General features: G+C 72.3%; 8 protein-coding genes. All 8 read right to left on the bottom strand.

From position 1 onward, the window contains the following. Nucleotides 1–3: 3 nt before the first annotated feature. The 8 genes from DMH01_RS36270 to DMH01_RS36235 all read right to left on the bottom strand — a co-directional run bounded on the left by DMH01_RS36270 (nt 4) and on the right by DMH01_RS36235 (nt 24,530). Nucleotides 4–945, bottom strand: coding sequence for a TauD/TfdA family dioxygenase (locus DMH01_RS36270; protein WP_125682940.1), 942 nt, complete (start codon nt 943–945; stop codon nt 4–6). Next, nucleotides 942–2,219 carry an ATP-grasp domain-containing protein gene (locus DMH01_RS36265; protein WP_125682938.1) on the bottom strand — a complete coding sequence of 426 codons (1,278 nt, stop codon included), beginning with the start codon at nt 2,217–2,219 and terminating at the stop codon, nt 942–944. Before DMH01_RS36265 ends, DMH01_RS36270 begins: the two co-directional genes overlap by 4 nt. Continuing rightward, on the bottom strand, nt 2,216–3,487 hold the full coding sequence (locus DMH01_RS36260; RefSeq protein WP_125682936.1) for an ATP-grasp domain-containing protein: 1,272 nt from the start codon (nt 3,485–3,487) through the stop codon (nt 2,216–2,218). The genes DMH01_RS36265 and DMH01_RS36260 overlap by 4 nt, the downstream gene beginning before the upstream one ends. After that, nucleotides 3,484–8,913, bottom strand: a complete 5,430-nt coding sequence (locus DMH01_RS36255) for a non-ribosomal peptide synthetase/MFS transporter (RefSeq protein ID WP_125682934.1) — start codon at nt 8,911–8,913, stop codon at nt 3,484–3,486. The genes DMH01_RS36260 and DMH01_RS36255 overlap by 4 nt, the downstream gene beginning before the upstream one ends. Next, nucleotides 8,910–11,942 (bottom strand): non-ribosomal peptide synthetase, encoded by a 3,033-nt coding sequence (locus DMH01_RS36250; RefSeq protein ID WP_125682932.1) that lies wholly within the window; start codon nt 11,940–11,942, stop codon nt 8,910–8,912. The genes DMH01_RS36255 and DMH01_RS36250 overlap by 4 nt, the downstream gene beginning before the upstream one ends. Nucleotides 11,943–12,302: 360 nt before the next feature. Further along, nucleotides 12,303–17,627, bottom strand: a complete 5,325-nt coding sequence (locus tag DMH01_RS36245; protein ID WP_125682930.1) for a type I polyketide synthase — start codon at nt 17,625–17,627, stop codon at nt 12,303–12,305. A gap of 13 nt (nt 17,628–17,640) precedes the next feature. Next, the gene (locus tag DMH01_RS36240; protein ID WP_125682928.1) at nt 17,641–21,105 is read right to left on the bottom strand and encodes a non-ribosomal peptide synthetase; all 3,465 of its coding nucleotides are present in this window, start codon (nt 21,103–21,105) and stop codon (nt 17,641–17,643) included. Next, nucleotides 21,102–24,530 (bottom strand): AMP-binding protein, encoded by a 3,429-nt coding sequence (locus tag DMH01_RS36235; protein WP_125682926.1) that lies wholly within the window; start codon nt 24,528–24,530, stop codon nt 21,102–21,104. Before DMH01_RS36235 ends, DMH01_RS36240 begins: the two co-directional genes overlap by 4 nt. Nucleotides 24,531–24,541: the final 11 nt, after the last annotated feature.

Here is a 24,541-nt window from a genome sequence, read left to right as displayed (position 1 = left end):
GCCTCAGGTCATGGCGACCAGGGTCCGCCGCTTGCCCGTGAACGGCTCGCGTCCGTGCGCCATCAGCATGTTGTTGATCACCATGATGTCACCGGGCTGCCACGGGAACGCGTAGCTGACCTCGTCGTACGTCGCCTTGATCGTGGCCAGGTCCGCCTGCGGGATCGGCGAGCCGTCGGCGAAGAACGCGTTGCGGGGCAGGTCTTCCTCGGGGTACAGCTCCAGCAGCGCCTCGCTGACCTCCTCCCCCAGGCTCGAGACGTGGAACAGGTTGGCCTGGTTGAACCACACCGTCGCGCCGGTGTGCGGTTCCTCGACGAAGGACGGCCGCACATGCCGCGTGCGCAGGCCCTCGTCGGTCCACTCGTAGGTCTGCCCGTTGCCGGTGCAGTAGTCCTCCACCGCCTGGCGGTCGTCGGTCTGGAACGCCTCCTGCCAGGTCAGCCCGAGGCCTTCACGGAACGCACGGGTGTAGGTGACGCCGCCCGCGAACCGCTCGCGCAGGTCCGGCGGCAGCAGGCGGTACATCGCGCGGCTGTCGGCGATCGGTGTCGCGCCGCCGGTTTCGGCCGCCGTGTCGCACAGGAAGAACAGGCGGTCCGGCCAATGCGCCGAGTACGAGTTCTCGTTGTGCATCGGGATCGACTCGGCCGCCGGGTACTCGGTCGAGGTGTAGATGTTGCCCGAGACCGCCGACCGCGGCGTCGACCGTTCCGTGTAGGTCAGCAGTGAGCCGCCGATCTCCTCGGTGACCTGGTTGAACACCGCCAGGTCGGCGGGCATTCCGCGCAGCAGGATCGCGCCGTGCTCGCGCAGCCGGTCCTGCAGCACCTCGCGGTGCGCGCGCACCCAGTCCAGGCCCGTGGCCGCATAGACGGTGAGCTTCGTGTGTTCGTTGCCTTCGACGTAATGGGCGCTGTCGAGGTTCGCCGCGAGTTCGGTCATGACTCCTCCAGTTCGAATCGGATCAGCTTGGCGGCCTCGGCGTGCAGCGCGGCGAGGTCTTCGGTGTCGGCGAACCCCGCGGCGAGGACGTTCACCGCGTAGATCTCCTGGTCGTCGGTGAGCAGCTGGCCGGGGCGCACGATCGTGACGACCTCCAGGACCTCGGGCAGGTCGGCGACCTCGTCGGTGCCGTCGACGCGGACCAGTCGCCCGGTGCCCTCGGCGTAGAAGATCAGGTAGCCCACCGGCACCGGCAGGCCCGTACCACGCGCCGGCGGTGGCGTGCCCAGTGCCAGCGACACGGCCTCGGCGATGACGTCGATACCGGTCGCGAGCTTCAGCAGCACCGGCTGGGCGCCGCCCGCCGGGCGGCCCGCGTTCACCTCGACGATCGTCGGGCCCAGCCCGGCGTCGTCGATCAGCTCCAGGTGAGCGCAGGTGTTGTCCAGCCCCAGTGCCAGCGCGGCGGCCTTCGCGGCCGCGAACAGCCGTTCGGTGTCCTTTTCGGACAGTTCGAGCGGCGGGCAGACCATGCCCAGCTCGAACTTGCGCTCGTCGATCAGCGGCTTTTCCACCACGGCCACCGGCTCCGCGACGCCGTCGCGCACCAGGACGTCGACCGCGTATTCCGGGCCGCGCAGCAGGCCTTCGACGAGGAACACCTGCAAAGGATCGATCAGCGACGGTCCGCCACCGATGAGCCGGTGGTACCGGGCGTCCTCCGACAGCGGCAACCGCTCGGCCAGCAGCCGGTACGCCGCCGCCAGCTCGTCCACAGTGGACACTGTACGCACGAGGTTGCTCGCCGCGCCGTTCACCGGCTTGACGATCGCCGGGAGCCCGACCTCGGCAGCCACCGACTCCGCCTCGGCAGCCGACGAGATCAGCGCGCAGCGTGGCCCCGGCAATCCGGCCGCGGCCAGCGTCTGCCGGACCGCGAACTTGTTGTGCGTCACGGTGAACACCGACGCCGGGCAGCGCGCGACGCCGAGCAGCTCGGCCGCACGGGCGACGCTCGCGATGATCCCCTCGGCGGCGGTCACCAACCCGGCCGGACGCGCGTTCCGCGCCCGGATCGCCTCGGCGACGGCTTCGGCGTCACGGACGTCGTCGACGAAAACGATGCCGTCCACCAGTTCCGTCAGCTGTGCCTGTTCGGCCGGTTCCAGTGGCTGCGTGACCAGTTCGGCCCCCAGCCCGGCCGCGCGGATGGCGGCCACGAAGTCGGCGATCCATTGCCCGGTGGTCTCGCAGACCACGAACGCGGTGTTCACACTTCCTCCAGTTCGAGCCGGACGAGCTTGCTCGCCTCCGCGTGCAGGGCGGCGAGGTCGTCGTGATCGGCGAACCCGGCCACGACGAGGTTGACCGCGTAGGTCTCCTGCTCGTCGGTGAGCACCTGCCCTGGCGAGACGGTGGTGACGACGTCGATCACCTCGGGCAGCTCGGCGATCTCCTCGAGCCCGCCGATGCCGGTCAACCGGCCCGAACCGGCCGCGTAGAGGATCAGCATGCCCAGCGGGATCGGCAGTATCGCGGGTTCCCGCTCCGGCGGCGGAGCGCCCACCGCGAGCGCCGCCAGCTCGGCGAACACGTCGATGCCGGTGCGCAGCTTCGCCAGCAGCGGCATGATCGACCCGGCGGGCCTGCCCGCGTTGACCTCGACGATCGTCGGACCGCGGTCGGCGTCGTCGATCACCTCGACGTGGGCGCAGGTGTTGTCGAGCCCCAGCGCGCGGACGGCGGCGACCGCCGCCGCGGTGACCAGCTCGGCCCGGTCGGCGGTGAGCCCGGCGGGCGGGCACGACAGCGCCAGCTCGAACTTCCGCTCGTCGATCAGCGGCTTGTCGAGGATCTCGACCGGCTCGGCCACCCCGTCACGGACCAGTACGTCGACCGCGTACTCCGGCCCGGACAGCAACCCTTCGACAAGGAACGTCGTCGAAGGATCCAGTGTCCCCAGTGGACGGTGGTAGCGCGGATCAGCGGATTCGGGCAGCCGCGCGGCCAACAGCTCGTACGCGGCCGCCAACTCCTCCACAGTGGACACCGTGCGGATCAGATTGCTGCCCGCCCCGTTGACCGGTTTGACGATCGCCGGGAGCCCGACCGCGGAAGCGACCGACGCCGCCTCGGCGGCCGACGAGATCACCGCGTGCGCGGGACCGGGCAGCCCGGCCGCGGCGAGCGCCTCCCGGACCGCGAACTTGTTCGCGCACAAGGCGAACACCGACGCCGGGCAGCGCGCCACCCCGAGCAACTCCGCGGCACGGGCGGTGCTCGCGATGGCGCCGTCCGATCCGGTGAAGATCCCGGCCAACGCGCCGCCGTCGATCTCCCGGACCTTCGCCGCGACGGCTTCCGGATCGTGGACGTCGTCGAGCGCGACGACGTCGTCCACCACGCCGGCCAGCGCGGCCCGCTCGGCCTCGTCCATCGGCGGGGCGAGCAGCACCACGCGGTGCCCGGCCGCCCGCATCGACGGCGCGACCTCGCCGACCCAGTGCCCTCGGGCCTCCCTGACCAGCACTGCCGTACTCATGCGGCTTCCTTCCCCGCCAGCTTGCGTTCCCGTTCCTGCGCCCCGACCAGGTCGTCGGGCAGCGAATCGGGCACCTCCGTGTCGAACCGGCGCAGCCGCCGCAGCGAGAACCCGCCCACGTTGATCAGCAGCAGGATCAGTGCGAAGACGACGTAGGCGAGCCCGATGCCCCGGGTCTCCCCCGTGCCGAGCACGGCGCCGACCGACCCGGTCAGCGCACCACCCGGTGCCAGCAGCGGCGAGAACCAGCCGACGGCCAGCGGCGCCAGCACGGCGAACCCGATCGGCAGCGTCGACCAGGTGATCGTCTGGTTGATCGCGAACACCCGGCCGTGGAACCGCTGCGGCACCTTGACCTGCACCAGCGTCGCGTAGATGCCCTGCGACACGGACATCGCGGCGGCCAGCAGGAACACCCCGGCCGCGACGACGATCAGCGACGGCCGCAGACCCATCACCAGGCAGCCGAGCGCGATCCCGACGTTGCCGACGAGCACGCCGACCATCCGCCGGTGCCGCGGGCCGCCCCACAGCGCCATCCCGATCCCGCCGGCCACCGCGCCGACGGCCTCGGCCAGCGCCACCTGCGCGACGTCGGTGACCGAGCCGAACGACAGCACGAGCGGCGACAGCAGCACCAGCGCGGGGGCGAGGAAGACGTTCGCCAGCGCGAAGTACAGCAGCATCGTGCGGAACCCGCGGTGGTTCCACGAGTACCGCAGCCCGCCCGCGATCGCCGTCAGCAGCGGTTCGCGCGGGCGCCAGCCCATCATGTCCGGGAACCGCACCAGCAGCAGGCCCACGATCGCGAACGCGTAGCTCGCCATGTCCAGGATCAGGATGCCGGACAGCTGGATCGTCGCCAGCAGTCCGGCCGCGAGCACCGGCATCAGCAGCTGGGCGAAACCGGTGGAGAGCTGCGCGAGGCCCATCGCGTGGCCGAGGTACTGCTTCGGCACCAGCTGCGCCACCGACGACTGATAGGCGATGCGCTGGAACGACGCGGCCACCGACCCGAGCGGGATCAGCACGTAGAACAACCACAGCTGGACGTGTCCGGTGATCAGCAGCAACGCCAATATCAGCTGGATCCCGCCGGCGACACTGCTGGCCGCGATCATGATCCGCCGCCGGTCGCCGCGGTCGACCAGTGCGCCCGCCACCGGCAGGACGAGCACGCCGAAGAGCAGCGCGAGCGCCCACAGCAGGCCGAGGTCGGCGACCGAGCCCGTGCGGGTGTAGAGCCAGATCGGCACCGCGAACGACGTCAGCGCCGAGCCGGTCGAGGACACCAGCTGCCCGATCGTGATCGTGACGAACCGGGCCATACTCGGGCGTACCGTGGGTTTCTCGTCCACTTCCGCCCGATGGGTTTCGTGCACCGCCCAGCCCGCGTCTTCGCCGCGGACCCGGACGTCGAGTTCGCCGGGATCGTCCAGCGCCGGATGCACGCGCGTGACGATCTCCGCGAGTTCGTCGGCCCGGTAGCGCAGGAAGAAGTGCCCGGCCCGGTCCAGCACCACGAGCGCGGTGGTGTCGGTGAGGAACTCCCATTCCCGGTACCGCTCGGCGTAGTAGTCGGTGACCGGGTCCTCCGAGCCGACCACCGACACGATCGGCGCGCGCAACTTGGCCACGCGGGCGTCGAGCAGGCCGCTGAAGTACTCCTCGGCGGCGCGGCTGTCGGCGCGCATGTTCGTGATGATCCGGTCGGCCTGTGCCGGGTCGAGGTCGTCGGTGTCGACGCCCATGCCCTTGAGCCAGTTCGAGTAGTACCGGTTGCTGCGCAGCTTCTCCAGCCGGGTGCGCAGCGTGCCCACCGGGCCCTTCATCCGGGCGAACGGGAAGATCGCGCCGATGTAGACGACCTCCAGCTCGCGGCCGCGCTCTTCGAGCAGCCGGGCGACGGCGACGGCTAGTGCGTTGCCGACCCCGCAGTGGCCGTAGATGGCCAGCGGGCCGTCGACGCGGTCGAGGATCTCGTCGGCCAGCCGCTCGACCAGATCGTCGAAGGGCAGGGCCTCTTCGGACAGTCCGACGTCGTGGCCGGGGATGGCGACCGAGTAGAGCGAGTAGCCCTCCGGGAGCGCGTCGGCCAGCGGCTGGTAGACGATCGCGCTGCCGCCGCCGTAGGGGAAGCAGACGTAGGTCAGCGTCCGCTGCGTCGTCGGCTTGGTCAGCTCGTACAGCAGGTGGCGCGGCCGGTCGGCGGCGTCACCGTCCATGAAGGACGCCAGCTCGCGGATCGTGCGGTGCTGGAACAGGTCCATGACGCCGACCTGACCGGCGCCCGCCTTGCCGATCCTCGCCACCACCTGGGTGGCCAGCATCGAGTGGCCGCCGAGGTCGAAGAAGTCGTCGTCGACGCCCAGCTCGTCCACCTTGAGCACGTCCCGCCAGATTTCGGCCAGCAGGATCTCGACCGGGGTCGACGGCGCGACCAGCTCCTTGGTCGCGTCCCGGGACGCGACCGGCGCGGGCAGCGCCTTGCGGTCGAGCTTGCCGTTCGGGGTGAGCGGCAGCTCGTCGAGCGCGACGAACGACGGCGGGACCATGTAGTCCGGGAGGCTCTGCTTGAGCGCCGTCCGCAGCGCTCCGGGCTCGGCGTCGCCGACGACGTATCCGACCAGCCGCTTGTCCCCCGGCGTGTCCTCGCGGACGATCACGGCGGCGTCGCGCACACCCGGCTGGGCACGCAACGTCGTCTCGATCTCCCCCAGCTCGATGCGGAGGCCGCGCAGTTTGACCTGGTGGTCGATCCGGCCGAGGAACGCGATCGTCCCGTCCGGGCGCCAGTGCGCGAGGTCGCCGGTGCGGTACATCCGTCCACTGTGGAACGGATCGGGCACGAACCGCTCCGCCGTCAGCTCCGGGCGATTGTGGTATCCCAGGGCGAGGCCGACTCCGGCGATGTGCAGTTCGCCGGGAACGCCGACCGGGCAGGGCCGCCCGGCACGGTCGAGGACGTAGATCCGGATGTTCTGGATCGGCGCCCCGATCGGCACCGACGCGACCTCGGCGAGCGCGGCAGGCGTGCAGTGCCACGAGGTGACGTCGATGGCGGCTTCGGTCGGTCCGTAGAGGTTGTGCAGCTCGCAGTCCGGCAGCCGCCGGACGAACTCGCGGGCGGCGTCGAGCGGCAGCTCCTCACCGCTGCACACCACCCGCCGCAGCGCCGTGCAGGTCTCGACGCCTTGCTCGGCAAGGAAAAGCGTGAGCATCGACGGCACGAAGTGCGCGGTGGTGATGCCTTCGGACGCGAGCAGCTCACGCAGGTACGCGGCGTCCTTGTGGCCGCCGGGTTCGGCGAGCACGAGCCGCGCGCCGGTGATCAGCGGCCAGAAGAACTCCCAGACCGAGACGTCGAAGCCGGCCGGGGTCTTCTGCAGCACCGAGTCGGTGCCGTCGAGACGGTACGCGCGCTGCATCCAGTCGAGCCGGTTGACGATGCCGCGGTGACCGTTGGGCACGCCCTTCGGCTGGCCCGTCGAGCCCGAGGTGTAGATGACGTACGCCGGGTCGTCCGGTCCCGCGAGCGGCTCGGGTGGGCCTGCCGTCTCGGGCAGGTCGGCAGGATCGTCCAGGACAACGACGGTGGCGTCCCCCGGTGGCAACGTTTCGCGCAACGCAGCCTGGGTCAGCACGACGGGCGCGGACGCGTCCCGCAGCATGAACGCCAGCCGGTCGGCCGGGTACTCCGGGTCGAGCGGGACGTACGCGCCACCGGCTTTCAGCACGCCGAGGAGCGCGACGACCAGCTCGAACGACCGCTCCGCGAACACACCGGTGAGCACGCCCGGCCCGACGCCGAGGCCTCTCAGCCGGTGCGCGAGCCGGTTGGCCCGCTCGTCCAGCTCGCGGTAGGTCAGCGACGCGCCGCGGAAGGTGACCGCGGGGGCATCCGGCGTCCGAGCGGCCTGCTCCTCGACGAGCGCGTGCAGCGTCGTCTGCGGGAATTCGGCCGTCGTGGCGTTCCAGCGTTCCAGGACGAGTTCGCGCTGCCCGGCGTCGAGGATGTCCAGTTCGGACAGTCGCCGGTCCGGGTCGGCGACGATCGAGCGCAGCAGCGTGACCAGCCGCCCGGCCATCCCGGCCACCGTGTCCGTGGTGAACAGCGCGGTGTTGTGCACGAACTTGCCGATCAGCCCGCGTTCGACCTCGATCGCGTGGAACTCGAAGTCGAACCGGGTCGCGGGCAGGTCCATCGGCAGCCAGCGGAAGTCCACTTCGGACTCCCCGGCCGCGTCCATCCGGCCCATCTCGTAGTTCTGCAGGACGAACATCGCCTGGAACACCGGCGAACGGCTGACGTCGCGGGGCACGCCGAGCGCGTTCACCAGCCGCTCGAACGGGACGTCGGCGTGCTCGAACGCGTCCAGCACGTGCCGCCGGGTGCGTTCGAGCAGCTCGGCGAACGTCGGATCGCCCTCGAGCTGGGCACGCAGGGGCAGCATGTTGATGAACATGCCCGCCACGCCCTCCAGCTCGGGCACCCCGCGCCCGGCCGACGACGAGCCGATCGCGAAGTCCTCCTGGCCCGAGTACCGCGCCAGGAGGACCTGGTAGGCGGCCAGCAGGGTCATGAAGAGCGTGACGCCGTTCCCACGGCTCAGCTCACCGAGCGCGCCGGCGAGCTCCCGCTCGACGAAGAACTCGTGGATCGCGCCGTCGAAGCTCTGCTTGGCGGGCCGGGGCCGGTCGGTGGGCAGTTCCAGGGGCTCGACCCCGCTGAGCTGTGTCTTCCAGTGCTCCAGCTGCCGGTCGAGTTCACCACCGGTGAGCGTGCGGCGCTGCCAGTGCGCGAAGTCGCCGTACCCGATGCTCAGGGCGGGCAGCTCGGCCGTGCCGCCGGTGCTCAGGGCGTGGTACTGCGCGGCGAGGTCTCGCAGCAGCAGGTCGACCGACCAGCCGTCGCCCACGATGTGGTGCGTGCACAGGACGAGCAGGTGCTCCTCGTCGGACACCCTGGCCAGTGTCGCGCGCAGCAGCGGACCCGTGGCCAGGTCGAACGTCTCGGCCGCGGCGGCGTCGACGGCGGCACGGGCCGCTTCCTCGCTTCCTGCGTCCACTATGGACAAGCCGACCGTGACCGACGGTTCGATATGGACAGTGGGTTGCCCGTCGCCCCCTGCCGGGAACCGCATTCGCAGCGCCTCGTGCCGCATCGGCAAAGTGTCCAAAGCGGACTGAAGCGCGGTGACGTCGAGCCTGCCGGTCAGCCGGATCGGCACCGGGATGTGGTACGACCCGGTGCCCGGCGCGAACTGCTCCATGAACCAGACGCGTTCCTGCTGATACGACAGCGGGACGACGGCGTCGGCGGGACGCGGCGTGATGGTCGCGGCCGGCTCCGCGCGCCGTCGCAGCCGTTGTTCGAGCAGGGCGCGGCGTGCGGCCGCGCTGCTGGTTTCGTCGATCGCGGTCATGAGAGCTCGCCTTCGGCCAGCTGACGCTGGACCTCTTCGTCGCTGAGCTGGTCGAGGTCCTCGGCTAGCCGCCGCTCGATCTCGGCGGCGAGCCCGGCGACGGTGGTGAGCGTGAACAGCCCCCGCACCGGGATGTCGACCTCGACCTGCTTGCGGATCCGGGCCATCGCGCGGATCGCCAGCAGCGAGTTGCCGCCACGGGCGAAGAAGTCGTCGTGCGCGCCGAGGTCGTCGACACCGAGCAGCTCACCGAGCACCTCGGCGACGAGTTCTTCCGCCGCGGTCCGGGGTGCGACGTACGCCGCCACCTCGCCGGGTTCGGGATCCGGCAGCGCGGCCCGGTCGAGCTTGCCGCTGGCCGCCATCGGCAGCGCGTCGAGCGACACGAACCGGGTCGGCACCAGGTACTCCGGCAACGTCTTCCGCAGGGCATCGGCGGCTCCCTCGGTGCTGCCGACGACATAGCCGACGAGCGTGTCGCCGCGGACCGCCACGGCCGCGTCCCGCACGTCCGGCAGCTCGCGCAGCGCCGCTTCGACCTCACCGGGCTCGATGCGATAGCCGCGCAGCTTCACCTGCTCGTCGATGCGGCCGAGATAGTCGAGCGTGCCGTCGCGGCGCCAGCGGACGAGGTCGCCCGTGGCGTACATCCGGCCGTACGGACCTTCGGTGAATTTTTCGGCGGTCAGCTCCGGCAGCCCGAGGTAACCGCGGGCGAGCTGCGCCCCGGCGACGTACAACTCGCCCGGGACGCCCGGCGGCACCGGCCGGCGCCGCTCGTCGAGGACGTACACGCGGGTGCCGGGCACCGGGCGGCCGATCGCGACGGGGCCGGACGGCAGTACGTCCCCGGGTTCGATCCGGTGCACGACGCAGCCGACCGTGGCTTCGGTCGGGCCGTACTCGTTGACGACGAGCGTGCCGGGGTGCCGTTCCCGCCAAGGCTGGACGGCCTCGGCGGTCAGCGCTTCGCCGCCGAGCACCAGCTCACCCGTCGGGAACAGGTCCTCGGCGAGGACGGCGAGGTGCGTCGGGGTCGCCTTGACGAACGTCGGCCTGCCCCCGTCGACCACCGCACCCCCGGCGGTGAGGGTGCCGAGCAGCGTCGTCACGGTGAGGTCGAACGACGGTGACGTGTGCAGCAACGCCCGTCCGGCCAGGCCGGGGTACGCCTCACGCGCCCACGCCAGGTACGTGTCGACGGCCCGGTGCTCGACCTCGACACCCTTGGGGCGTCCGGTCGAGCCCGACGTGTAGATCACGTAGGCGACGTCGCCCGGTCCGGCGGCCGGTTCCGGGTCTTCGGTGGCCGCGGCGGACCACTCGGCGGGGTCGTCCAGTGCCAGCGTCTTGGTGTCCATAGTGGACTCTCCGGTGACCAGCACGAACGGGACGCCCGCGTCGGCGAGGATCAGCGCCTGCCGAGGGGCCGGGTTGTCCGGGTCGAGCGGGACGTAGGCCGCGCCGCTCTTCAGCACTCCGAGCACGCCGGTCAGCAGATCCGCCGAGTTCGGCACGCATACGCCGACGACGGTGCCGGGACCCGCGCCCAGCTCGCGCAGCCGGTGCGCGACACGGTTGGCTCGTGTGTTCAGCTCGGCGTACGTCAGGCGAACTCCGCCGAAGTCGACGGCCTGCGCGTCCGGCGTCCGCCGCACCTGGGCCTCGAACCGGGCGGGCACCGTCACCGTGTCCGAATTGGACACTGGGTTCCACCTGTTCAGAACCAATTCACGTTCGGCGTCCGAAAGCAGCGGCAGATCCACGACCGACTGCGCGGGATCGGCGACCGCCGCGGTCAGCAGCCGGACGTACCGCTCGGCCACCGCTTCGGCGGTCTCGCGGTCGAACAGGTCGGTGCGGTAGACGAGCCTGCCGTTCACGGCGGTCAGGTCGATCGCGATGTCGTCCTTCGCCGTGGCCGAGCGGATCGGCTCCAGCCCCGAGTCGGGCAGGAAGTTGAACCCGAGCTGATACAGCGCCTGCACGCCGGGGTCGCGTTCGGCCCCGACCGCTTCGGCGACCGCCTGGAACGGCACCTGGCTGTGGTCGATCGCCTCCAGCAGCGTGGTCCGGACCCGCCCGACCAGCTCGGTGAACGCAGGTGCGCCCGAGCAGTCGACCCGTACCGCCATCTGGTTGACGAACATGCCGATCAGGTCGGCCAGCTCGGGAAGTTCGCGGCCGGCGACCGGAACGCCGACGACGATGTCGTCCACTCTGGACAGTCGCGACAGGAGTGCCGCGTAACCGGCCAGCAGCACCATGAACGGTGACGCCGACAGCTCCCGGCCCAGCTCACCAACGCGGTCGATCAATCCGTCCGGGAGGGCGAAGTCCACCTGGTCACCGGCGAACGTCAGCTCCGACGGCCGCGGGCGGTCGGTGGGCAGGCCGTGCACCGGCGGCAGCCCGGCGAGCTGCGTCCGCCAGTAGTCCAGCTGCTCACTCGACGTTTCGAGCTGCCCGCGTTGCCAGGCCGAGAAGTCCGCGTACTGGATGGACAGCTCGGGCAGCTTCGGCTCGCGGCCCTCGAACACGGCGTCGCACGCCTCGCCCAGCTCGGTCCCCAGCACCAGCACCGAGCCGGCGTCGAACACGGTGTGGTGCACGACGAACGTGAGCACCCACTCGTCGTCGGCCATCCGGCACACCTGGGCCCGCCACGGCGGCGGCGAGTCGAGCGGGATGGCCCCTCTCGTCACGGCGCCGACGAGTTCGGCGAGCCGGGCGTCGCGGGCGCCGTCGGGCAGATCCCGCAGGTCGTGCACCTCGGGCTCGATCGGCACCTCGGCGTGCACCACCTGCATGAGCGCGCCGCCGTCCATGCGGAACGACGTGCGCAGCGCCTCGTGGCGCCCGACGATGACGCCGAGCGCGGCGCGCCACTGCTCCGCGGTCAGCGGGCGGTCCAGCCGGGCCTGGCAGTGCAGGTTGTACACCGGGGACGCCGGGTCGAGCTGGCCGGACAGCCAGATCCGCTCCTGCCCGAACGAGGCCGGGAACGTCCATTCCTTCGTGTCGCTCATGATTTCCTGTTCTCAGTGTCTGTTGGCGGACTCAAGACCGGTCGGGTCTCGGCTGCCGCCTGGCGAGCATGTCGCGAAAGTGGCTTTCGCGACATGCGGTTTCCGGACCGGGTCGTGAAAGGTGGCGTCAGTTCAGGGTGTGTGGAAACAGGGACGTTGAATGTCCCTATTTCCACACACCCCTTCCGGAACAGGTGTTCAGAGGACCTGTCACGCTGGACTGTGTGGATTCCGGGACATCTGACGTCCCGAAATCCACACGGTGAGGGACGCGGCCCGACAGCGGGACCAGTCACCGGCACCGCACCCGAACACGACACCTTTGCCTTACCTCTCAATAACCCGAAGCCGCCCACAGGTTCAGCGTTCGAGCTTCGGGATGGTGGTCCGGGCGGGTTCGGCGGGCGCCTCGGCCTTGTCGGCGCGCAGCTCCTCGATCCGCTCGACCAGAGTGGCCACTGTGGACGCTTCGAACAGCGTCTTCATCGCCAGCCGCGTGCCGGTGGCCTTGCGCACCTGGGCGATGAGCTGGATGGCGACCAGCGAGTTGCCACCGAGGGCGAAGAAGTCGTCGTGGATGCCGATCTTCTCCACGCCGAGCAGCTCGGTCCACTGGCGGGCGATCTCGGCCTCCAGGTCGGTGCGCGGGGCGACGTAGTCGTCCTCCGACACCTTCACCGCCGCTTCGTCGGGTTCGTCCAGCTCCTCGACGGTGACCTGGTGCTCGATCAGCTCCCGCACCGGGAGCGTGCTGATCACCACCTGCCCGCCGAGGCCGGGGGCCAGCGCCCGGACGAACGCCTCGGCGCCGTCCACCGGCCGGATCCCGGTCGACTTCTTGTCCGAATTGGACACAGTGGACGCTGCGGACGCCGAAGTCAGTCCGCCGCCGACGGCGTCCTGATCCACTTGGCGCAGCACGAAGTCCTCGATCGTGACGAGCACGCGACCGGACTCGTCGCACAGCGAGAGGTCGGCCGCCACCACCTGGTCGCCGCCGGAGTCGCGGTAGCGCAGGTGGCTGCGGAAACTCGCCGGGAGCGCGTCGTGCACGACGATCCGGCCGTAGCTCATCGGCAGGTAGGTTCCGCTCCCCCGGCCGCGGCCGAACGCGGTCGCGACGTCGAGCAGTGCCGGGTGCAGCCCCCACGCGCCGACGTCATCCGCCGCCGCCTCGGGAGCCGTGATCGTGGCCAGCTCTTCCTGTGCGCCGATGCGGTGTTCGCGCAGCGCCGCCCAGCGCGGGCCGAAGGTGACCATGCTGGTGCGGCCGGTGCCGAAGCCGTTCCCGTCGTCGATCGGCTCGGTCCGTCCGGTCACCGCCTCGATGTCCACAGTGGACGTCGACCCCGCCTCGACCCATCCCGCGGAACCGCGCACGTGGGTCCGGCTCGCGCCGGCGACGTGGCTGGTCACGGTGAAGTCGTCGCCGTCGAACTCCACGCGGTACTCCGCGGTGGCGCCGTCCGGGACGCCGAACGGCTCCAGGAACGCGACGTCCCGCAGCTCGACAACGTGCCCGTCACCGGGCTTCGGCAGCGCCGCGGCCACCGCCGCGCGGACGGTCTCCAGGTGTCCCGTGCCCGGGACCACCGGCACCCCGGCGATCCGGTGCTCGTCGAGCAGCCAATGCGTGGCCGCCGAGACGAGCCCGTGCGCGCCGTCCTCGGTGCGCGTGGTGAGCACGGGGTGCTCGACCGCGCCGAGTGCCCGTGACCGGGCGGTGCGGATCGTGGTCGGCGCGGCCACCTCCGCGGCCATGCCGACCTCTTCCCAGCCACCCCAGGCGTGCGAGACGAGCCGTGCCCGCCAGCCGTGGCCGCCCCGCGCGTAGGCGTCGAGGAAGTTGTTGGCGGCGCAGTAGTCGACCTGCCCGATGCCGCCCGCCACCGCGGTGATCGACGAGCACAGCGCGACGAAGTCCATCGGCAGGTCGGCGAACGCCTCGGCAAGAGCCAGCGTCCCGGCGATCTTCGGGGCCAGCACCGCCTCGGCCGCGGCCCGCTCCTTGACCTCGGCGACGCCGCCGCCGGGCAGCCCGGCGGCGTGCACGATCCCGTCGAGGCCGCCGAACTCGCGCTCGGCCAGCTCACGCACCTCACGCAGGCGTGCCGCGTCGGTGACGTCGGCGGCGACGACGTGCACCACCGCGCCTGCGGCCTCCATCCGCCGCACGGCGAGCATCGTGCGCCCGGCGCGGTCGGTGCCGCCGTGCACGGCGAGGTGCGCGTCCCACTCCGCGCGCGGCGGCAACCCGGCGCGGGAGAGGAGCACGAGCTTCGCCCGCACCCGGCGGGCGAGATCCTCGGCGAGCGTGATGCCGATGCCGCCGGTCCCGCCCGTGATCAGGTACCGGCCGCCGTCCCGCAGCACCGGCTCGGTGCTCGCGGGCACTTCGAGCTGGCTGTAGTCCAGCACCCAGCGACGGCCGGAACGCAGCGCGACCTCGGCCGCCGCGTCGGCCGGGCGGAACAGCTCGGCGACGGCGTCCATGACGTCGACAACGTCGATCCGCCGCACCACAGTGCCCGGAACCTCCAGCGGTACGACCCGCGCGATGCCGGCGAGGGTCGCGTGCTCGGGGCGGGTCAGGTCGGTGCCGGTGACGTCGGCGGTGCCGGTGCTCACCACGTCGATCCGCACCGGCTCGCCCCAGGCCTGGACGAGGTTGAGCACGCTGAAGAAACCATGCTCCTGGGCGGCCATGCCGCGTTCTTCCCCGGCCAGCGTCCAGGCGTGCACGACCCGCTCGGGCCGGGCGGGCAGCGCGGCCACGAGCGCGTCGTAGTCCTCGCGCACCCCCGGCCGGACGGCGAATCCGGTCTCCGTCGCGGCGAACCCGTCGCCGGGTCGCACCTCTGTGACCGTCACACCCGCGTCGCGCAAAAGGCCGGGCAGGAAGTCGTCGGCGGCGAAAACGAGGGCGTTCGCGAAGGGCTCGCGTCTCAGGTCCGGCTCAGCCTGCCGCCACGCCGGGACCGCGAACCACTCGGACAGGGGCAGCGGACCGCTCCGCCGCGCGGGCTGAGCGGCCGTGATCGGGTCCGGGTCGACCCAGTACCGCTTGCGCGCGTACGGGTAGCCGGGCAGCGGCACCCGGTGTCCGGGCGCGCCGAACATGCGCGGTTCGAGGGAAACCCCATTCGTCCACAAGAGACCGGCCGCGCCGTACAGGGTTTCGACGTCGCCGATGCGCTCGGTGCGGCCCGGCAGGCTCGGCTGCGGTGCGGGCATGCCCTTCGGAACCTGGCCGCGGGCCAGCCCGGACAGCTGATGACCCGGACCGCATTCGACGAGCGCCCACCGGCCGCCGCGCGCGAACAGATTCTTGACGCAGTCACCGAACCGGACAGCCTGACGCAGGTGGGAGGCCCAGTAGGCGGGGTCGGTGGCCTGGGCGTCGGTGATCCAGTCGCCGGTGACGTTCGACAGGAACGGCAGCGCGGGCGCGGTGCGGGTGACGGCGACGACGGCCTCGGTGAACTCGGCGAGGATCGGGTCCATCATCGGCGAGTGGAACGCGTGCGAGGTCACCAGTTCGCGGCACTGGACGCCGCTGGCCTTGAGCGTCGCCGCGAAATCCGCGATCGCGTCGGACGGCCCGGCCACGACGCACGTGCCGGGACCGTTCACCCCGGCGACCGCGAGGGTGCCCGGCAGCCGCGTGGCGACGCTCTCCTCGTCGAGCTGGACGGCCAGCATCGCCCCGGCGGGCATCGACTGCATCAGGCGGCCGCGCGTGGCGACCAGGTTCAGCGCGTCCGGGAGGGTGAAGACCCCGGCGACGGTGGCGGCGACGTACTCGCCGACCGAGTGGCCGATCATCGCCGCGGGCCGCACGCCCCAGCTCTGCCACAGCTTCGCCAGCGCGTACTCGACGACGAACAGCGCGGGCTGGGTCACGCGGGTTTCCCGCAGCGCCTGCTCGCCCCCGCGGCCGAAGATCAGGTCGCGCAGCTCCGGCAGCTCGGATTCGAGCAGCCGCAGGCACTCGTCGACGGCCGCGGCGAACACCGGCTCGGCCTCGTACAGCTCGGCGCCCATCCCGGCGTATTGGGAACCCTGCCCGGGGAAGAGGAACGCCACGTTCGTCTCCCCCGCCTGTGCGGACACGAGGCGCCGGGGATCCCGCAGCCCATCGACCGCGTCCTCCGTGTCACGGGCGACGACGACCGCGCGGTGCGAATATTCGGTGCGCCCGGCGGCCAGCGTGTGGGCCACGTCGGCGAGGTCGAGGTCGACGTCCCCGGCCAGCCGCTCGGCCAGCCGGTCGACCGCGGCGGAGAGCGCTTCCGCGGTGTTGGCCGACACCCGCAGCAGGTGCGCCGGATGCGGCGTCCGGGACCGCTCGAGGACCGGCGCCTCCTCCAGCACGACGTGCGCGTTGGTGCCGCCGACGCCGAACGAGCTGACCCCCGCCCGCCTCGGTGCCCGGCCCGCTTCCCACTTCGTCACCTCGCGCGCCGGGTAGAACGGGGTCGCCGGGAAGTCGATACCCGGGTTGGGTTCGTGGTAGTTGATGGTCGGCGGGATCAGCCCGTGCTCCATGACGAGCACGGCCTTGATCAACGAGACCACGCCCGCCGCCTGCGACAGGTGGCCGATGTTGGACTTCACCGAGCCGATCGCGCACCAGCCGGTGTCCGCGACCCTGTCTCCGTACACAGTGGACAGTGCGGTGATCTCGATCGGGTCGCCCAGCGCGGTGCCGGTGCCGTGCGCCTCGACGTAGCCGATGGTGCGCGGGTCGACGCCGGCCATGCCGACGGCCTGCGCGACCGCCTCGGTCTGCCCGGACACGCTGGGCGCGGAGAAGCCGACCTTGGTGGCGCCGTCGTTGTTGATCGCGTTGCCCAGCACGACGGCCCGGATGTGGTCGCCGTCCTCGATCGCCTGCGACAGCCGCTTCACCAGCACGACTCCGACGCCGCTGCTCCACACCGTGCCGTTGGCGCCGGCGTCGAACGCGCGCACGTGGCCGTCCGGCGAGGTGAAGCCGTCGACGCCCATGTAGCCGACGCCGTGCGGCATCTCCACGTTGACCCCGCCTGCCAGCGCCATGTCGCACTCGCCGTTGCGCAGCGCCTCACAGGCCAGATGCACCGCAACCAGGGATGTCGAGCAGGCGGTGAACACCGCGAGGCTCGGGCCGCGCAGGTTGAGCTTGTACGACACCGAAGTCGTCAGGTAGCTCGGCTGGTTGCCGGTCGAGATGCCGATACCGCCGTGCTGCGAGGCGAGGAGCCGCTCGTTGCGCATCAGGTTCTCGGTCAGGTATCCGGTGCCCCCGGAACCGCCGTAGACGCCGATCGCGCCGTCGAACCGGGCCGGGTCGTAGCCCGCGTCGGTCAGCGCGGCGTGGCACGACTGGAGGAACAGCCGATGCTGCGGGTCGGTGATCTCGGCCTCGCGGCTGGTCATGCCGAACAGCTCGGCGTCGAACTCGTCGAAGCCGTCGACCACGGCGGTGGCGTTCACCCAGCTCGGATCGTCCACTGTGTCCGGTGCGGCGCCGCGGGCGATCATCTCCTCGCGAGTGGCGGGCACGATCGACTCGACACCGTCGACGAGGTTGCGCCAGAACTGCCGCGCGTCACGCGCGCCGGGCACGCGAATGTCGAGTCCGACGATCGCGATCGGTTCGGCTCCGGGATCGCCGGCGCCGGTTTCGGGAAGGTGGGTCACGGTGGTGCTCCTATCAGGGGCCGGCCGGGCCGGCGGTGCGACGGGGTCTTCTGGTCTGGGTCCTGCCTCGGCGGGCGGCGACGCGCTCGGCGGCGCGGGCCAGTTCCGGGACGGCGGCTCCGCCGGAGTGCAGGTGCGCGGCGAGGGCACGGACGGTGGGATGGCTGAACAGGTCGACCAGCGGGATCCGGCGGTCGAGCCGGGCGCTGACCTGGGCGTGCACCCTGGCCAGGGCGAGCGAATTCCCGCCGACGTCGAAGAAGTTGTCGGTGTGCCCGACTTCGGCGACGCCGAGGACGTCGCACCAGGCACGAGCGATCACGGCTTCGGTCGCGGCGGCCGCCGCCGGGTCCGCGGCCACTGACGGCGGCCTCGCCCTGGCTCGGGCCGTCGCGGCAGGCGCGGCCGTGCGGACGTCCGCCCGCGGCAGCTCCGGCACGCTCGCCCCGACCGGCGCGTCCGGCGCCGCGGCCAGCGCGGCGAGCAGGGCGACGTAATCCTCGGCGAGCCCGGCCATCCGGGCGTGGTCGAACAGGTCCGGGTTGTACAGCAGTTCGACGCCGTCGTCGTGGACGTACACCGTGAGGTCGAACGGCGACCCCGGCTTGTCGACCGGCAGCCACGCCGAGGCCACGCCGGGCAGGTCCAGCCGCGGCTCGGTGAAGTTCAGGACGTTGAACATCACCTGGACCAGCGGGGCGTGCGCGGGATCGCGGGGCACGCCGAGCGCCTCGACGAGCCGCTCGACCGGCGCGGCCGGATGCGCGGTCGCGGCGAGGAGTTCCGCGCCGCCGTCCCGGACGTGCGTCGCGAAGTCAGCGGCGTCGTCGGCCCGCAGCCGCACCGGCACGATGTCCACGAAGAATCCGGCGATCTCCTGGCACTCGGCGAGCTGCCGGTCCGCGACGACCGTGGCGACCAGATGGTCGGTCGCGCCGGTGAGCCGCCGCAGCAGCTGGCCGAACGCGGCGAGCAGCACCCCGGCGCGGGTCGTGCCGGTGCGGGCGGCCAGTGCCCCGACCGAATCGGGGACACCGTCCGAAAAGGACTGACGCAGGCTCGCGCCCCGATACGTCTGGACGGCCGGGCGCGGCCGGTCCCGGGGAAGGTCCACTGTGGTCGGTGCGCCGGTGAGATGTTCGCTCCACCAGGCGACGTCCACGGCCTCCCGGCGTTCGTCGCGTCCGGCCCGCCACACCGCGTAGTCCGCATAGGACGCCACAGGTGGCGGAAGTGGTTCACCACGGTAGGCCGCCGACAGGTCGGCGCACAGCAGGTCCTGCGACCAGCCGTCGAACACCGCGTGATGCAGTGTGAAGCCGAGCACGTGTTCCGTCTCGCCGATCCGGTAAAGCCTTACGCGCCAGGGAGCCTCGCGGTCGAGGCGAACCGGCGTCGCGGCGTCGGCGGCCAGCCGGGCCCGCAGGCCGTCCTCGGTCACCGGCGCCACCGGCAGCGGAACATCCGACGGCGGCAGGAGATCCGCCAGCGGCGCGCCGTCGACGGCCCCGATCCGCCAGCGGAGCACGTCGTGGCGCTCGGCGACCGCGCGCAGGGCGTGGCGCAGCGCGTCGACGTCCAGCGCGCCGGTCAGCCGGAACGCCATCGCGATGTTGTACGGCGCGGCGTCCGGGGCGAGCTGGTCGAGGAACCACAGCCGCCGCTGCTGCGGGGACAACGCGGGCGCGTGCCCGGTGGTCAGCCCCGGTCCGGTCAGCGGCGGTGCGGCCGCGACCCGGCGGGTGAGCGCGCCGAGAGTGCCGCTCGCGAGCACGTCCTCCGTGGCGACGTCCGCGGCCAGTTCCGCCCGCAGCGCCGCGACCAGCCGCATCGCGGCGATCGAGTTCCCGCCCGAGGCCAGGAAATCCGTCCCCGCGCCGTCGCCGAGCACTCGTCGCCAGATGGCCGCGACCGCGCGTTCGGCCGGGGTGCCGAGCGGGCCGAGGTCCCCCCGAGAACCCGCCAGCCCCGCCAGCGCCGCTTCGGCCAGGTCTCGCAGCGCGGGCCGGTCGATCTTGCCGGTGACCGGGTTGACCGGCAGGCGGTCGAGCACCCGGACGGCGGCCGGGCGCATCGCCGCGGTGAGCAGGTCCCGGCCCAGTTCGTCCACATCGGACGGTGCGGAAGCCGGTGCCAGGAAGGCCACCAGCCGGGTGCCGCCCTGCCACGAGACGGCCTCCACGGCGGCGACGTCGACGTCCGGATGAGTCGCGAGCGCGGCCTCCACCTCGCCCAGCTCGATCCGCTGGCCGCGGACCTTCACCTGCCGGTCGGCGCGGCCGGCGAACTCGAGACGGCCGTCGGGCAGCTCACGGACCAGGTCGCCGGTGCGGTAGAGCCGTTCCCCCGGCGTCATCGGATCGTCGACGAACTTCGCCGCGGTCAGCTCCGGGCTGCCGAGGTAGCCGAGCGCGAGGCCAGGGCCGCCGATGAGCAGCTCGCCGATCTCGCCGGGCGCGACCGGCCGCAGCTCGGCGTCCACGACGTACGCCCGGTGGTTCGGCGTCGGACGGCCGAGCGGCAGTGGGTCGGCCGGGATGCCGGTGACCTCGTCGGTGACGACCACGACGGTCGCCTCGGTCGGGCCGTAGGCGTTGAAGAACCGTCGGCCCGGCATCCAGCGCGCGGCGAGGTCCGCGGGCACCGGCTCGCCACCGCAGGCGATGACGCGCCAGCCGGGAACGGCCGCCGGATCCACCATGGACAGCAGCGTCGGCGTGACGAAACCCCACTCGACGTCGTGCTCGACGAGGAACCGCCGCAACCGTTCGGGGTCGGCCCGGTCGGCGGTGCCGGCGAGCTGGACCGATCCGCCGTTCACCAGCGGGACGAACACGTCCATGGTGAAGGCGTCGAAGGCGGGCGAGGCGATGCCGAGCGCCCGGGCACCGGGCCGGATCCCGAGGGCGGCGGCGAACCCGGTGACGAACGCGACCACGTTGCGGTGACTGGTCAGCACGCCCTTGGGACGGCCGGTGGAGCCGGAGGTGTACAGGAGGTGGACGAGGTCGTCCGGACCGGCGGGGCACTCGACAGGGCCGTCCGCGGGCGGGGGCACGTCGAGAGCCTCGATGCCTTCCGTGGTGCCGAATTCAGCCCGCGCGCGATCACCGACGACGAGGGCGACCCCGGCGTCCGCGGCGATCTCGGCCAGCCGCGCCTTCGGGCCACCGGGTTCGAGCGGCACGTAGGCGGCCCCGGACAGCAGCACACCCACGACGGTCGAGATCAGCTCCGGCCGCCGGTCTGCGCAGACGCCGACGCGGGTGCCGGGTCCCGCACCCCGGGCCCGCAGCAGCCGGGCGACGCCGGTCGCCGACGCGACCAGTTCGCGGTAGGTGAGCCGGGCGTCACCCTGCCGGACGGCGACGGCATCCGGGGTGCGCGCGGCCTGGGCGAGGATCAGCCCGGTGATCGTGGTGTCCGGATAGGACAGTGGCGGGCCATGGCCTCCCACGACGGGCAAGGTGTCGGTCACCGAGGGGTCTCCTGGTCGGTTGTGTGGTGATGCGGTGGCTCGATCCAGTACCGCTCTCGCTGGAACGGATAACCCGGCAAGGGGACGCGGCCGGGATCGCCGTCCGCCACCCCTTCGATCTCGCCGCCTGCGGCCCAGTGGGCGGCCAGGTCTCGCTCCGCCCCGGCCGGGCCCTCGACGTCGGTTCCGTTCGCCAGCACCGCGTCGAGCGCGGCGACCGCCGACGCGACCGAGTCCGCCACCACGGCGGCCCGGCACGCGAAAGCCCGCCGCGCCGAAAGCGTGTACGCCACGTCCCTGAGGTCCGGCGTGTCCGTGGCGAGCCGGTCGCGCAACCGGGAAACCGCCTCTCGCAAAGCCTTCGGGTCACGCGCGGACACCGGCAGTACGAAGGGACCGCTCGCCGCCGGCCGTGGCGGGGCGACAGGGGCCTCCTCGACGATCACGTGCACGTTCGTGCCGCCCATGCCGAACGAGCTGACCCCGGCCACCCGCCGCTCGCGGGCGGGCCAGTCGGTGGCCTTCGCCGGGACGTACCAGGGTCCGCTCGCCAGGTCGACCTCCGGGTGCGGCGCCGTGAAGTGCAGGCTCGGCGGGATGACGCCGTGCCGCACCGACAGCACGGCCTTGATCAGCCCGGCGATACCCGCCGCCGCGTCGAGGTGCCCGATGTTCGTCTTCACCGAACCCAGCGCACACGTTTCCGGCAGCGTGTCCCCGTAGACGCGGTTGAGCGCGGCCACCTCGATCGCGTCACCCAACGGGGTGCCGCTGCCGTGGGCTTCGAGCAGTGCGACCTCGTCCGGGGCGACCTCCGCGACGGCCAGCGCCTCGGCCACCGCGGCCGCCTGCCCGGCCGGTCCCGGCACGGCGTAGCCCGCTCGGTCCGGGCCGTCGTTGGTGATCGCCCAGCCGGGCAGCACGGCGTAGACGTGGTCGCGGTCGGCGAGTGCGTCCGCCAGCCGCCGCAGCACGACCACCCCGGCGCCCGAGCTGAACCCGGCACCCGCCGCGGCGGCGTCGAATGCGCGGCACCGGCCGTCAGGTGAAGCGAGCCCGCCACTTCGGTATCGCGGCCACGTCACGCTCGCCCCACCGGCCAGCGCGACATCGCACCGGTAGTCCGCGAGGCTCTGCGCGGCCAGCGCCACCGCCGCGAGCGAACTGGAGCACGCGCTCTGCACGGCCACCGCCGGCCCGGTCAGCCCCAGCCGGTAGGCGACCTGGCCGGGCAGGTGGTCGGTGAGCTGGCGTCCGGTCAGCCGCCCCTCCCAGTCGTCCGGGTCGACGTCGCCGGTCACCGCCGGATTGCCGAACAGGTGGAACAGGAAATAGCGGTTCACCGAGGCGGCCGTGAACACCCCGACCGGCCCGGTCTCGGCGGCCGGGTCGCGTCCCGCGTCCTCCAGTGCCTGCCACGCCGTTTCGAGGAAAAGCCGGTGCTGCGGGTCGGTTCGCGCGGCTTCGTCGGCGGTGAACCCGAAGAACCCGGCGTCGAACTCCTCGACACCCTCGATCCGGCCACCCGCCCGCACATAGGCCGGGTCGGCGCGCAGGCCCGGTCCGATGCCCAGCGCCGCCAGCTCGTCGTCGGTGTAGTCGTGGATCGAGTCGACGCCCGCGCAGAGGTTCCACCAGAACGAGGCGGCGTCCGGCGCGCCGGGGAACCGGCAGGCCAGCCCGACGACGGCGATGAGGTCCCCGGCAGGCTCCTCCCCGGTGACCGGCGGCGGAGTGTCCGAAGTGGACTCCGTGAACCAGGCGGCCTGCCCGGCGATCGTCGTGCGCTCGAACAGGACGAGCAGCGGGACGTCCACGGCGAACTCGTCGGCCAGCCGCGCCTGCACGCGGCCGAGCCGCAGCGAGTCGCCGCCTGCGTCGAAGAACGCCTCGGTGCGCCCGACCCGGTCGCGGCCCAGCACCGCGCACCAGATCCGGTGCACGCGTTCCTCGTCCGGGGTCAGCCGCTCGGCCGGGACGGTCGCGGCCGAGCGTGGGTCCGGCAGCGCCAGTTCGTCGAGTTTTCCGGTCACGGTCAGCGGAAAACCGTCCAGCACCGCGACGGCGGCGGGTACCGAGTAGCCGGGCAGGACGTCCGCCAGCGCGGCCCGTAGCACCCGGCCGTCCGGACGCGGGTTTGCCGCGGTCACGTAGGCGAGCAGGTCGCCGTCGCGCACGATCGCGCGGGCTTCCGCCACGCCGGGCTGTTCGGCGAGGAGTGCCTCGATCTCGGTCAGCTCCACCCGGAAGCCGCGCACCTTGACCTGCCGGTCGAGCCGTCCGAGGCAGACGAAGTCGCCGTCCGGCAGCAGCCTGCCGAGGTCGCCGGTCCGGTAACGACGGCCGCCGTCGGCCGTCACCCCGAACGCCGGGCTCGGCTGGTCGAGGTAGCCGTCGACGAGGTGCCGCCCGCGCACTTCGAGTTCGCCGCTGTCCAGCACGGTGAGCGTGAACCCGGGCAGCGGGCGCCCGATCGGCAGCGGCCCGTCGGCGTCCGGATCCAGCTCGGCGGCGGTCGTCCGGTAGTGGGCGGCGAAAGTCACCTCGGTGGCGCCGTAGCCGTTGACGAACACGCACTCCGGCGCGAACCGGCCGCGCCGGACGTCGGCGTGGGTCGCCTGCTCGCCGCCGAGCAGCACGGTCCGCACGGACGGGAGGCCGGTCTCGCCGAGGACCTCGAGCAGGTGCCGGTAGACCGTGGGCGTCGAGTGGTAGACGGTCACCTCGTGCCGGGCCAGCTCGCGCGCGGCGTGGGCGAGGCCGTGCGCGCGCAGGTCGACCGGCACGAGCGCGGCGCCGGTGAGCAGAGCCGGGTACAGGTCCGGGATCGCCGCGTCGAAGCCGAACGACGCGAGCAGGCTGAGCCGGTCGGCCGCGGTGATGCCGAGCGCGGCGATCTGGTTGTCGACGACGTGCAGGAGGTTGCGGTGGGTCTGCGCGACCGCCTTCGGACGGCCGGTGGACCCGGACGTGAACAGCACGTACGCCACGCCCTCCGGATCGGTTTCGGGCACCGGGAGCGGCGCGGTCTCCGTGCCCGAGCGCACGAGCCGCGCGGATCCAATACGGCACAACGACTCCGCGAGCTCGACGTACTCGGGATCCGCGAGCACGGCGGTCACCCGCGCGGCCGTGAGCTGGTACTCGAGCCGCTCCCGGGGAAAGGTCGGGTCCAGCGGGACGTACGTGCAGTCCGCGGCGAGGGTGCCGAGGATCGCCGCGATCGCGGCGCTGCCGTGCCCGGTGACGAGCCCGACCCGCTCCCCCGGCCGGACACCGGCGTCGCGCAACCGCTGCGCGCGGCCGCCCGCGAGCCCGGCGAGCCGAGCGTAGGTGAGCTCGCTGCCGTGCTCGAAAACCGCGATCCGGTCGGGCGACTGCCGGGCGTGCGTATCGAATCGGCTGACGCAGCCGGATCGTGTCATCGGGCGTCGAG

Source organism: Amycolatopsis sp. WAC 04182 (assembly GCF_003947465.1).
Classification (GTDB): Bacteria; Actinomycetota; Actinomycetes; order Mycobacteriales; family Pseudonocardiaceae; genus Amycolatopsis.
This window is presented reverse-complemented; position numbering and strand designations above follow the sequence as displayed.

What these genes read in the sequence shown, in the direction of transcription:
- DMH01_RS36270 (WP_125682940.1), bottom strand. Translation starts at nt 945, where the DNA reads ATGACCGAACTCGCGGCGAACCTCGACAGCGCCCATTACGTCGAAGGC.
- DMH01_RS36260 (WP_125682936.1), bottom strand. Translation starts at nt 3,487, where the DNA reads ATGAGTACGGCAGTGCTGGTCAGGGAGGCCCGAGGGCACTGGGTCGGC.
- DMH01_RS36255 (WP_125682934.1), bottom strand. Translation starts at nt 8,913, where the DNA reads ATGACCGCGATCGACGAAACCAGCAGCGCGGCCGCACGCCGCGCCCTG.
- DMH01_RS36235 (WP_125682926.1), bottom strand. Translation starts at nt 24,530, where the DNA reads ATGACACGATCCGGCTGCGTCAGCCGATTCGATACGCACGCCCGGCAG.
- DMH01_RS36250 (WP_125682932.1), bottom strand. Translation starts at nt 11,942, where the DNA reads ATGAGCGACACGAAGGAATGGACGTTCCCGGCCTCGTTCGGGCAGGAG.